Origin of the sequence: Stieleria magnilauensis (genome assembly GCA_007753675.1) — a bacterium.
GTDB classification, from domain to species: domain Bacteria; phylum Planctomycetota; class Planctomycetia; order Pirellulales; family Pirellulaceae; genus Stieleria; species Stieleria magnilauensis.
Genome location: CP036432.1, coordinates 8,234,854 through 8,247,500 on the forward strand (window position 1 = coordinate 8,234,854; position 12,647 = coordinate 8,247,500).

The window sequence follows — 12,647 nt, forward strand, 5'->3', positions numbered from 1 at the left end:
AAGTGTGGATCGGAAGAGAAAGAGGGTCAGGAGCCGAATTGGCAGGTTGGGCAATTTAGTTTCATCGTCCTCAACTCTCCCTGCCCACTTGCCGATCGGTTGCCACGCTCAGCGAAGGAGCTCTCACCGTTGCTCCGGTGCAACATCTGAAACCCGGTGGAGCCAGAACGGATTGTTGACGAACGAGATAAAGGTGCCCGCACCAGCGGGACTCGCCGAAAGAATGGTCGAGTTCAAGCCGTGAATCGGCATGGGGATTTCAATCGGTTCGGACTGGGAAGGCCTTCGCACGGGGATCTGTTTTCCGCCAGATGCGAAAACCGTTTGTGAACTGGGGTCGAAGGCAAATCCTTCATTGTTGCCGGGCAGGGTCGCATCAAGTTTTAGCTCACCCAGATCCGCAGACGACACGACGATTGTCCCCGAGTGATGTTGGCCGACCAGCTTTCCCTTTCCGTTACTTGCACATCCAATCTGGGCAACCATCGAGCCATCGGGACTGACATAGATGGGTTGGTAAACCTGAGCGTCACGGGAGGGGCCTGCGCAGTCAACCAACGTGATCGGGTCGCTTTCGATGTTGAACTTGCAGATTCCTAGGTATCCCACGTAGAGCGACTTTCCATCCGGCGAAAGCTGTCATCGAACTTCAGGCAATAGATGTTTCTGTCCCTGATATTCAGACGCACGGCGATGTTTGAGGTGACGAATCCGTTCAAGCTGACCACTGCGATGCGGTCCAAAAAATCGATCGCCGGACCATCTTGCGACGTGTTGGGTTTTGCCAAAGCTTGAATCGCTTTGATGCGTCGAGCCAGTTCCTCGCTACTGGGCATCTGGAAATCGAGCTTGGGTCGCGAGTCCGATCGGGCAATCACGGGCGGAGTCGGTTGGTAGAAGCGTGACCCTTGCGCCAGAGATTGACCGCTGAATCCTAGAATTGCGACGATCACGAGTAGAGTTCTTGACGCCAGAGTCAACATGCCTAGCCTCCCGTTGTTCTCAGCGGTGTAAAATCAGTTCGGTGCGTGACAAGTGTAACGCAACTCGATGCTCAACAAATCGTATCGGTGAACACACCGACGCAGATTGAGTCAACGCGTTTCGGTCGATTCGACGGTCATGCGACGAAGGTCTAAACGAACTCCGCGACGATCTCTGGGCGAGGCCAGGGGATGACGACCTTTTCCACGAGCAGGCCCTTCGTCGCGACCACCGCGGCGCCCACATCGACGGCCTCGGCGACCGAGGCGACGTCGCCCGTCATCGACACCCATCCTTTTCCGCCGATCGCCATTGCCAAGTTGACGGTAATCAGTTGCACCGGTGCTGCTTTGACCGCCGCATCGGCAGCTTCGATGACCGACGCGACGCTGAACGTTTCGATCACGCCGAGCGATTTGAGTTCCGGCAGATGGCTCACGCCACTGATGGCAGGAAACACCGATGGGTGCAGATTGGGAATCATAAAACTGTCGACAACGGTGTGGGCTCCGACCGCCAACCCAGCTTCGACACTCGATTTAACGGCGTCGACATCGCCACCAACCAACACCATGTACTTTCCCGGGCAGATCGTGCGGTTGACGACCATGCGGACGTTGGCTGTCTTCAGCATTGTGTCAGCGATTTCGAAACCCTTGGCAATGCTGGAGGTTTCGACGATGCCGATTGCGGTGCCGTTTTGCATGCGTGCTGCCTTTTCAATTTCTACTTGGTAATGGTCACGCCGCAGCGCCCGATGCTCGTGACGCGCCCGTCGATGCTTGCGTGGACTGGGCAGCCTAGTTGGTGGTCGTCGACGCGGCCGATCACCTCCCCGCGCCGCACCGACATCCCCTCACTGACAGTCGGTTCAGCCGGCGCGCCGATGTGCGTGTTGAGCGGAATGGTGACGCAATCGGGTAGCCACTCTGTCTTGACGAACTTCGCCTTGCGGTCGTAGGGCTTCAGACCTAAACGCGTATAAAGCGTACTGATTGGAATCTCGCGTCCTTTGCGAACCGGATGGGCAGGCCGGAACAAGCTTTCCAATTCTGCTTCGGTTCGCCCGTCCTGGTTTTCTCGCAGGAGTGCTTTTGCATCGACACAGATGCTCTTTGGATCCAATTGCTCCGGACACGCGATCAACGAGCAGACGTTGCACTCGCAACAATACTGCGCCCATAAACTTCCACGCTGCTTTTGCTCGCCGGTCATCAACAGCGTTCGCATGACCTTGTGTGGTTCGATCGGGTAGCCCAGGATGTATCGTGGACAAAGCTCAGTGCACAGGGAACACTGATCGCACTGGCCGTGCCCGATCCGGGTGTAGGTCGCCTTTGATTCCGTCTTGCGGCGGACCAGGTAATGATCCGACGGCAACACGATGATGCCGCCCAGTGTCTTGCTAACCGGTTCCGAAAAATTGCTCGTCACTCCTCCCATCATGACGCCGCCGGTCAATGCAACGGGATCCTCGCAGGTGGGGCCGCCTGCCAGTCGAATGCAATCCGCAATACTGGTTCCCACGGGAACGACGGTCGTCAACGACTCTGCGACGGCTCCCGTGATGGTGATGTACTTTTCGGTCACCGGGACGCCCTCAGCGGCGTGTGCAATGTTGATGATCGTTTCGACATTGTCCACGACACAGCCAACCGATAAAGGGATGCCACCAGGCGGTATCTGTCGACCCGAGATTTCATAAACCAGAATGTACTCATCGCCCGCAGGGTAGACGTCTTCGTAGACGAACGTTTTGAATCCTGCTACCTCTGCCTGATCCTGCATCCCCGCGGCCACGTCTTCGTTTTTTCGCTTCACGGCGATGGTCACTTGTCGAGCCGACGTCAGTTCCTCCATGATCTGAAGTCCGCGAAAGAACGCATCCGGCTCCTGCAACATCGACTCGCGGTCTTTCTGCAGCAGGGGCTCGCACTCGGCACCGTTGGCGATGACGTGCTCGACTTGAGCATCCAGCTTCTTGTAGGTTGGAAATCCAGCACCGCCAGCGCCAACGACACCAGCTTCTCTGATTTGCTGAAGGATTCTTTCGGTTTTTGCAGTCATCTTGGAACGGTCTCTCCTGCGTACGGCCTAGTCTATCTTACTTAGGCCTAACGAGTGGTGGCGGTAGCGAGATAAAACGCCGTGCGACAGGTGACCGCAGCGTTTCGAGCCGGCGCACCCGGGAAACACTTTGCGGATCCGCTCCGCAAGTCGCCTGACGTATTCCTCGTCCAACAATCTGCGCTTCAAAACCTGCCGAATCCTGACTACGACTCTGGCCCGCATCGGAAGACTCCTCTCGACCAATCAGGATCATACCGGCACCTGTGAAAAGAATTCGGAATCGCCAATCCTCACTGGCACAGGAGCAGGTGCTTCTGCGCGCTTCGCGAGTACGTTTGTCACGATTCCAATTGCAAAACACGCCACTGCGTAGACGATCGGCAGCGTCTGGTAGGAAGCATCCTTGGGATTGAGCATCACAAGCAGAAAAGCCGCACTGCTCATGAAAGCGGTCAGCGAGATACCGAGAAAGACCAAGTATTTTGCATCGTTCATGATGAACTCCGTTGAGACAGAAAATGGATCGGACGATTCCGGTTGATGGTTGGTTGCAATTCCAAGGCTCAGCTGGATGTCTTGGACGAGACCGCATGTCCACGCCGAGAACGCGCTCGAAGCGAAGCGAAACTTGGGGATCGCGATTCGACCTTGCAGTACTTGGTAGTCGCATCGACGGATCTGCATGCCGATTTCGCGATAGACGGCAGCGGCCACGCGAATGCAAGGGCGAACGGCGGAAGGCAGGTAGGCCATGCCTTGGTTTCCAATCTCGTAGTACTCTTCCGCGAGATCGAGGATCCGGCGTACAGCTGCTTGGCACTCACCAACCCTGTTCGAAGTCGTCACCAAGATCGAGAAATCGATCGCTTAGCGGAGGTCGTCCAAGCTTACGGTGGTACGTTTCTGATCGGTGGAAAGAACGCGAACTCCTACGAAGGCGAGATTGCAGAAAGATGCGGGACGATGACCGAATTGAATCGCAGAGCCGGGTCTCTCGCAGCACGCGCAGTCAATGGCAAAGCGTAGAAACACATGGCGCGATGAATCGTCTTGCTCGCGCGTTAAGGCTCGACGACAATTCGAACTCCAAACATCGATCGGCTATCACGAAAAGGGATGCGAATCACGGATTTCGATTCGTCGCGTCCGGTGTGCACATCTTCCCACGCCAGCCTGAGGAACGGTCGCTAGCTGCCTGACGCCATATGGAAGAGATTGTCGTCTATTCCGTTCCGGGTTTTCGCGAGCCGGTGAGTTGCTGGACACACCTGTTCGCCGTGCCCGTTTTCGCGGTTCTCGGATACTTTCTGGTACGCCGCGGTCGCGGCCACTGGGGACGCACGATTAGCCTTGCGGTGATGGCGTTCTCATCCGTCTTTCTGTTGTCAATGAGTGCCGTCTACCACCTGCTCGGTACAGGTACGGCTCGCGACGTGATGCGGCATCTCGATATCGCTGCCATCTTTGTGTTGATTGCCGGAACAGAAAAAGGGTCAGGAGCCGAATTGGTAGGTTGGGCAATTTAGTATCATCGTTCGAATGGCATTGCCCTGGACCTGAAAGCTGTGGAATCCATCTCCCGTTTTCGTCCGCGACTCTCCCGGCCAGGCCGACCATTGTCGCAGGTTGGTTGGCGACTCCTGCCGTCAGACACTTTCGCTTGCCGTCGCCGCAGAGGTTTGAGACACCGACGCGCGCTCGAAAAGTCATCTCGGCGCGGCGGTTGGTCCAACGTCCGCGCCGAACGAGATCTGGAAAATGAAGGCGGTGTCCGCCACCGATGCGGCGAAGGAAAGTTGCTTCAAGCCGGCGGTTGGTCCAACCGACCGCAGTGGTGAGTGAGCGAGCGGAGTTGAGAGTGAGCGAGCGGAGTTGATTATGGGTAATTATCGCCCCGCTGGACTCCGCATCAATCTCAGAGATTGAACGCGACTTGCTCCGAACGAGGTGCTCTCACAGAGTGAGCTCCTTGTCGGCGAAGTATCTTCGATTCTCTTCGCGATTGCTCGACAGCTTCGGGAGGAAACGTCGCATTGGGATGCATGGAGTGATTGTGATTCAATCGCACCTCTAAACTTATGCTGCTATCCTGTGACGCATGGCTGACGTTACTCAGATCCTAAATCAAATCGAACGTGGTGACCCAGCGGCGACGGAACAACTCTTGCCGTTGGTCTACGGCGAGCTGCGCAAATTGGCCAATGCGAAATTGCTGCACGAAAAGCCGGGGCAAACACTGCAGGCAACCGCCCTGGTCCATGAAGCGTACATTCGGCTGGTCGACGTAGACCGCGTCCAACGCTGGGACTCGCGGGGGCACTTCTTTGCCGCTGCCGCCGAGGCGATGCGACGATTGTTGGTGGAGCAGTATCGACGCAAGCAACGAATCAAACACGGGGGTGAGATGCAGCGGGTCCCACTCTTGGACATCGTAGCGGATCGGGCGGAAGACGATATCGAGGCGCTCGATGAAGCCCTCACCGAACTCGCGGCCGAGGATGAGCTGGCGGCCAAAGTCGTCGAGTTGCGGTACTTCGCAGGGCTTGGGCACGAGCAAATCGCCGAGTTTACAGGCGTCACGGTGTACGAGGCCCGCAAGAAATGGACCTACGCCCGAGCATGGCTGCGTGAAAAGCTGTCCGGTCAGTGATCGCAGAATTTAGTTCACTTTTTTCGACAGCTTGAACGCGAGACGTCGCATTGATTGATAGGAGCTCCCAAAATAGCGGTTAGCGCCAAGCTTGCCGCACGCAATCTGCCGCGAATCGGATACCGGACATGCCCAGCGACCCACAACAAGTCCAAGCGATCTTCATCGACGCCGTGCAGAAATCGGAGTCCGAGCGGGCGGAGTTTCTCGATCGCGAATGTGGCGGGGACAGCGAGTTACGTCGCCGGGTCGATGCGCTGATCGCGGCACATGACCAGTCGGGAAGCTTTCTCGACTCACCGCCCAAGGACCTGGCGGGGACCAGTCCGACCATCGCGCAGTCATTGCCGGAGCAGGCTGGCAGCTTGATCGGCCCGTACAAGCTGTTGCAGCAGATCGGCGAGGGGGGCATGGGTTCAGTCTATTTGGCTGAGCAAATCGAACCGGTCGAGCGGCGCGTAGCTCTTAAGATCATCAAGCCGGGGATGGACACCAAAACGGTGATCGCCCGTTTCGAGGCCGAGCGGCAAGCACTGGCGATGATGGATCATCCCAACATCGCCAAAGTGCTCGATGTCGGCATGACCAACTCCGGCCGACCCTATTTTGTGATGGAGCTCGTTCGCGGCGTTCCGATCACTCAGTACTGCGACGAGCATCAACTGACTCCCCGAGAACGATTGGAGCTGTTCTTACCGGTCTGCCAGGCAGTGCAGCACGCACATCAAAAGGGAATTATCCACCGCGACATCAAACCATCCAACGTGCTGGTCGCCGAGTATGACGACCGCGCCGTCACCAAGATCATCGACTTTGGCTTGGCTAAGGCGATGGAGAAGCGGCTGACTGCCAAGACGATGTTCACCGAGTTCGGTCTGATTGTGGGCACGCCCGACTACATGAGTCCCGAGCAGGCCAAGTTGAACCAGATGGATATCGACACACGCAGCGATATCTACTCACTGGGCGTTTTGCTCTACGAGTTACTTTCGGGGAACACGCCCTTTGACCGTCAGCGGATGCGAAGTGCCGCGTTTGACGAATTGCTGAGGATCATTCGCGAAGAAGAGCCGCCCAAGCCGAGTCTACGTCTAAGCACAGTCGACACACTACCCTCGATCGCCGCCAACCGCCACATCACCCCCGCCGAATTGACGCGGCAGCTCAGTGGCGATTTGGATTGGATCGTAATGAAGACGCTCGAGAAGGATCGTTCGCGACGTTACGACACAGCTAACGGGCTGGCCAACGACCTAAGGCGATACTTAGATGACGAACCGGTTGAGGCTTGTCCGCCTTCCGCTTCGTACCGATTCAAGAAGTTTGCTCGACGGAACAAGGCTGCGATGTTGACCACGACAACAGTCGCGGCAGCGTTGATTTTGGGTCTCGTTGGAACTGCATGGCAGGCGGTACGGGCAACCCGGGAACAAAGGCGAGCGGTAATGGCTAGCCGCGAAGAAGTGATCCAGCGGACGCAAGCAGAACAGCAGCGAGATCGAGCACAGCAGGCAGAGACGCGTGCCGAAGAACAGACCGCAATGGCTCGGGCAGCAGCTCAGAACGAACTCCAGCAACGGACGGAGGCGGTGGCAGCAAGCGAGCTTGCAAAGAAATACGAACTGCGTGCGCGGCAGAACTTGTATGCTGCCCACATGAATCTCGCCCACCAGGCATGGCAAGAATCAAATATCCCTCGTGTGTTGGAACTCCTCGAACGTCATGTTCCATTGCCTGGCGAACCAGACTGGCGATCCTTCGAATGGTACTATTTGCTCGGCTTGTGCAATCGAGATGAGCTTACGATTCCGTGTGGACATTCTTGGCATGCACCCGCGTTTTCACCTGATGGCAAGTTAATCGCCGTTGCCAAGTATCGGAAGTCCATCGAGCTATGGGACCTGTCTCGTCGCGAGCGGATCAAAGTTTTCGAAGACAACGCCGTCGAGGGTCCGCTTGCATTTTCAGCTGACGGTACGCTCTTGGTGTCTGCAAGTGAAGACATAGCGACACTTTGGGACGTGACTACCGGACAACCCATCAGACGTTTTGGACCGCATGAACCGAAGCTGAAATTCGTCGCCTTCACACCGGATGGGCAAACGCTCGTCACTGTCCAAAGTGGCACTGCGGACGGTACTGGGGCAGTGCCATCTGTCGTTCGGGTGTGGGATGTGCGTACAGGTGAAATGCTGCATGATCGGATTCGTGATCCTGAGGCAATCTGGTCATTTGCAATGTCTCCCGATGGTGAAAAGTTGGTCTTGGGAGCATCGGATGACTTCCCCGCTTGGGAAGTGTCGACAGGGAAGCGAGTCAGGCTAAATTTGCGTGGAGTGGGTAATAACGTTGCTTGGGCGCCCACCGGCCACAAGCTCGCGACCTACGATCGGCAAGAGATTGTGATTTGGGATGCAGCGACCGGGCAAGACCTCAAACGTTTCGAAGCACCTAGTCCTTGGGAGATGGCCTTTTCACCGGATGGTCGTTGGCTCGCCACTCCCCACAAAGACAGCACCGTTAGGCTCTGGGATGTCGAAACTGGCGAACAGCTAAGTCTTTTTCGCGGCCATTCGCAATGGATCTTCCGCGTGGTTTTTTCTCCAGATGGAAAGCGAATCGCATCGGTTGGTCGCGATCGCAGCGTCAAAGTTTGGCGCCTCGATGCTCCGAGGCTTACCGGCGAACTCAAAACGCATTCGGCGAGTAGGCACTTCCAGCACCCAGGACGCGACCGGGTGGCGATTTCTCCAGTTGGCAATTTGCTTGCCGGAGTCAGCAATGACTCCAACGTCGTCATCAGGGACCTTCAAACAGGCGGCGAATTAGCAACCAGTGACGTGGGCAGTTCCATCCATGCGATTCAATTCTCGCCCGATGGGGAGCGTTTGGCGATCGCGCACTCGGGCGGCATGCAGATTTTGGATCCGCAAAGTGCCGAAGTCATTCAAACACGTGCGGGCGGTTCGGCGGTTTGGACGGTTAGCTTCTCGCCGGACGGTCGATTGTTGGCTGCCGGTATGGAGAACCGCAAAGTCGAAATACTGAATGCTGACACACTGACCACGCACTTCGTTTTCCCCGAGCAATACGATTGCCACATCCGCAAAGTCGCGTTCTCTCCCGACGGAAGTTCGTTTCTCCTCGCGACAATCGGCACGGATAAAGGTACAAATAGCCAACTCGAGATTTGGGACGTCAAAGACTGGACGCTGCGAGCTTCCCCCAGAATCACAAACCGATGGCTCACGGATCTTGCATTCTCACGAGACGGCCTCACATTTGCCGTTTCTCAGGGTTCTTTCTTTTTACCCCGAACCGGTGCCACGACAACATTGTTTGATGCTTCAACCGGGAGTCAACTCGCCAAGCTGACTGGAGACGATTCATACCATATGGCAGTTGCGTTCTCCAACGACGACAAGACGTTGGCAACGGCGAGTTCACAAGGGGAAGTTACTCTCTGGGACATTGAAACTCTCGAGGAACGCATGACGATCACCTGGGAAGGAGGCAACGTCACGTCCTCGGCATGGTGGCCCTTCATCGTCTCTTTGGCATTTTCACCGGATGGACGCACCCTAGTAAGTGGCGACACAAAGGCTCGAATTTCAATGTGGCGTGCGGCTAGCGACGGTCACGTCGAAACGCTGGAGCGGGCAGGACTGTACCAGCGCGCAGAACAGCATATGTCCAATGGGCAATGGCTGCAGGCCGTGGAAATCATGACACGTCTATTGACGCAGAACGATGACTTGAACATTCGCCATCACAGAGTAAACGCGCTTGCGGAACTGGAACGGTGGGACGAAGCAGTAGATGACTTGGAGCATGTCGCGGAAGCGGGGAGACTCGACATCCGTGTGTGGTATGAATTGGCGCTGGCACATTTGGGCAACGGCGATCGCCGGGGCCACCAAGACACATGTAATCAGATTCTGGCCAAATTCAGTAAGACAAAGGACCCGCTCACCGCTGAGTTCGTCGCATGGACTTGCGTGTTGGATCCTCAGATGGAACTCGATTGGGGCCAACTGATTGCTGTGGCGGGCCTGTCCAAAACTTTGTGTCACCGGTTCAGTTGTTTAGTATCGGTGGCTCGGCGGTAGGCGGTCCTCAAAGAGGATTGCAAAGTGGTTGAGTGCTTGCTTCCAATACTTGATCGGGCGGGTCCAGCGTTTGGATGCCTCCATGATCGCCATATAGATCAACTTGGTTGCTGAGTCCTGGCTCGGGTAGATCTTGCGGTTCTTAGTAAACTTGCGAATCGTGCTGTTGACCGACTCGATTGCGTTGGTCGTGTAGATCACCTTACGAATCTCGGGCGGGAAGTCAAACAGTGTGATGATGTCCGTCCACTTGTTTCGCCACTGCCGCGAGATCGTCGGATACTTCTTGTCCCATTTCTCCGAGAACCGCTCCAGTTCGCTTTCAGCCTCTTCGGTTGTCGATGCGCGGTAGATTGATTTTAGATCACCTGCGACTGCCTTGCTGTCTTCATGCGAGACGTAGCGAAGGGCGGCGCGAACCAGGTGCACCAAGCAAAGCTGAATTCGAGCTTGTGGAAAGGCGGCTCGAATGGCTTCGGGGAACCCGGCAAGGCCGTCGACACAGCATACGAAGATGTCGGAAAGTCCACGGTTTTTCAGGTCGGTTAAGCAGTTCAACCAGAATTTCGCCCCCTCGGTTTCAGCGATCCAGAGGCCCAAGAGCTCTTTCTTACCATCCAGATTGATTCCCAAAGCAACGTAAATCGTGTGGGGGCTGACCTTGGCCGATGCACCCCGAACGTTGACGACGATCCCATCGAAATAGACGATCGGACACACCGGATCGAGACGCCTCGACTGCCAAGTCTTTAGCTCGGCTTCCAGGTCCTCGGTGACGCTAGCGATCAGCGTTGGTGAAACATCCACGCCGTAGAGGTCTTTGACGATCTGCTGGATGTCGCGGGTGGTCAATCCTTTTGCGTAGAGGGCCAGGATTTTGTCATCGAATCCATCAATGCGACGCCGGTGCTTTTCAATGATCTTCGGCTCAAACGTCGAGTCTCGATCCCGAGGTGTTTCGATCTCCAGTTCCCCAAAGTCACCCTTGAGCTTCTTTGAAGAATGTCCGTTGCGACAGTTGTTTCGTTTTTCTTTGGAAGGCGTGCTGCCGGAGGCCGGTTCGGATTGTTCTTGATCGAGATGGTGATCGAGTTCGGAGTTGAGCATCGTTTCGATGCCCGACTTCATCATTGTTTTGACCAATGCATTCAATTCACCGATGCTCGAAGCATTGCGAGCAAATTCAGCAGCAAGTTGTTCGACTTGCTCTTTCGTCTTGGAATCCATGGGAAGGGGCTCCTGCAGGAGAAGGTGTTTGGGTCGAATGGCACGGGCATAAGTGGAATCAACTAGATGTGGTGCGATTGCGTTCGTGCTAGCACAACGGGCAGTGATATCAAATCGCAATCGCACTTTGCGTGCCGTAAATGAATTGAAAACACAGCGAGCCTCCGGTGCAATGGAGTTATCAAGCACATCACTTCACTGGAGGGCTCACCGTGAACGATCAGTCTACCGATGCAGGCTTCGAAGTTCAAAGCAAATTGCGAAAAGCCTCATCACTCGTTTTGGACCTCCTTCTGCCTCAGGTTGAGGTGGCAAGGGTTTGCGCTGAACTGAAGCACAAATACCGCGATTGCCCCTACAACCCGATGATCACCGTTTGGTTGTTCATTTCACAGGTCCTTTCGGCAGACCACAGTTGCCAACAGGCCGTCACCCGCTTCAATGTGTACCGCGTCGCGAAGGGGTTGCTTCGCGTCAGCAGCGAAACAACATCGTATTGCAAGGCACGCGGCAGGCTTCCTGAGCAACTCTTCGAAAGGCTGCTTGCATGGACCGCGAAACGTTGCGAAGAGGCGACCGACCAAGCTTGGCTGTTTCAAGACCGGATTGTCGAAATGGTTGATGGCTGGACCTTGACGATGGCTGACACCGACGAGAACCAAGAAGAATACCCCCAAATGAAAAGTCAAAAGCCTGGCTGCGGTTTTCCGATCGCCAGGATGATTGGCTTGTTTTCCCTTGCGACAGGTGCAATTCAACGCACGGCAGTGGGGCCGTACCGAGGTAAACAGACTGGTGAGACAGCGCTACTGCGGACGTTTTTGGACTGCATTTTACCGGGGCGAATCTTGCTGGCTGACCGCTACTACGCAAACTTCTGGTTGCTTGCCATGGGGCCGATGCGAGGTATCGACTTGGTGGCCAGGGCGCACCAACTTCGCAAAATCGATTTTCGCCGTGGGCTCAAACTTGGCTACCTGGATCAGTTAGTCGCCTACCGCAAACCGCCACGTCCCAAGTGGATGAGCAAGAAAGAATACGATCAGTATCCTTGTTTGGTCATTGTCCGTCACCTGAAGTACAAGGTTGAGCAGCGAGGTTTTCGAACCAGGGAAATTACCCTGGCCACGACGTTGGTGGATGCCGAAATCTATGCCGCGGAAGATTTGGCCGAACTGTTTCGCAAGAGATGGCAGGTGGAGCTTCACATCCGAAGCCTGAAAACTCAAATGCAGATGGAGCACTTGCGATGCAAGAGCCCGCAAATGGTTCGCAAGGAAATCCACTGCCACATGATTGGATTCAATCTAGTCCGCGCTGCGATCATGGCATCTGCGTTGAAGTTCGGGCGATGTCCGACAAGGCTGAGCTTTACCGGCGCGATGCAGGCGATTGAAGAGCTTGCAGCATTTCTCCGACTCCGCTGCGGAAGCCCGGGCAAACAATTCGACAACCTGCTCGAAACGATCTCCGAACTGGTTGTCGGCAATCGACCAGGTCGCCAAGAAAAACGGGAACTCAAACGCAGGCAGAAAAACTACAAGCTCATGAAAACGAGACGCAACCCGAACCGAAACCGTTACGCCACAGCAGCTTAGGCTTATGCC

General features: G+C 55.7%; 10 protein-coding genes. 4 read left to right on the forward strand and 6 right to left on the reverse strand.

Annotation, left to right across the window (positions count from 1 at the left end; all coding sequences use genetic code 11):
• Positions 1-123 precede the first annotated feature (123 nt).
• From TBK1r_RS29695 to TBK1r_RS29715, 5 genes are all read right to left on the reverse strand, one after another.
• Positions 124-609 (reverse strand): hypothetical protein, encoded by a 486-nt coding sequence (locus TBK1r_RS29695; RefSeq protein ID WP_145218754.1) that lies wholly within the window; start codon positions 607-609, stop codon positions 124-126.
• The gene (locus tag TBK1r_RS29700; protein ID WP_145218756.1) at positions 597-983 is read right to left on the reverse strand and encodes a hypothetical protein; all 387 of its coding nucleotides are present in this window, start codon (positions 981-983) and stop codon (positions 597-599) included. Before TBK1r_RS29700 ends, TBK1r_RS29695 begins: the two co-directional genes overlap by 13 nt.
• 152 nt (positions 984-1,135) lie before the next feature.
• Positions 1,136-1,690, reverse strand: a complete 555-nt coding sequence (locus TBK1r_RS29705) for a BMC domain-containing protein (RefSeq protein ID WP_145218758.1) — start codon at positions 1,688-1,690, stop codon at positions 1,136-1,138.
• Positions 1,691-1,710: 20 nt separating this feature from the next.
• Positions 1,711-3,051 carry a 4Fe-4S dicluster domain-containing protein gene (locus tag TBK1r_RS29710; protein ID WP_145218760.1) on the reverse strand — a complete coding sequence of 447 codons (1,341 nt, stop codon included), beginning with the start codon at positions 3,049-3,051 and terminating at the stop codon, positions 1,711-1,713.
• A 252-nt stretch (positions 3,052-3,303) separates the two neighbouring features.
• The gene (locus TBK1r_RS29715) at positions 3,304-3,900 is read right to left on the reverse strand and encodes a squalene/phytoene synthase family protein (RefSeq protein ID WP_419580516.1); all 597 of its coding nucleotides are present in this window, start codon (positions 3,898-3,900) and stop codon (positions 3,304-3,306) included.
• Positions 3,901-4,259: 359 nt separating this feature from the next.
• Between TBK1r_RS29715 and TBK1r_RS29720 the strand changes: the two genes are divergently transcribed.
• The 3 genes from TBK1r_RS29720 to TBK1r_RS29730 all read left to right on the forward strand — a co-directional run bounded on the left by TBK1r_RS29720 (position 4,260) and on the right by TBK1r_RS29730 (position 9,813).
• Positions 4,260-4,580 (forward strand): hemolysin III family protein, encoded by a 321-nt coding sequence (locus TBK1r_RS29720; protein WP_145218765.1) that lies wholly within the window; start codon positions 4,260-4,262, stop codon positions 4,578-4,580.
• Positions 4,581-5,152: 572 nt separating this feature from the next.
• Complete coding sequence (locus tag TBK1r_RS29725; protein ID WP_145218767.1) at positions 5,153-5,704, forward strand: ECF-type sigma factor; 552 nt, start codon at positions 5,153-5,155, stop codon at positions 5,702-5,704.
• Positions 5,705-6,069: 365 nt separating this feature from the next.
• Entirely contained in the window at positions 6,070-9,813 is a 3,744-nt protein-coding gene (locus TBK1r_RS29730; protein WP_419580517.1) for a protein kinase domain-containing protein, read from the forward strand.
• On the opposite strand, the gene TBK1r_RS29735 is transcribed toward TBK1r_RS29730, so the two are convergent.
• Positions 9,790-11,040: an IS256 family transposase gene (locus TBK1r_RS29735; protein ID WP_145207413.1), complete on the reverse strand. Its 1,251-nt coding sequence runs from the start codon at positions 11,038-11,040 to the stop codon at positions 9,790-9,792. The two genes, TBK1r_RS29730 and TBK1r_RS29735, sit on opposite strands and share 24 nt — an antisense overlap.
• A 212-nt stretch (positions 11,041-11,252) precedes the next feature.
• Here TBK1r_RS29735 and TBK1r_RS29740 point away from each other — a divergent pair, with 212 nt between their 5' ends.
• A complete protein-coding gene (locus TBK1r_RS29740; RefSeq protein ID WP_145218771.1) occupies positions 11,253-12,638 on the forward strand; it encodes an IS4 family transposase in 1,386 nt (461 codons plus the stop codon).
• The last annotated feature ends 9 nt before the right edge of the window (positions 12,639-12,647 follow it).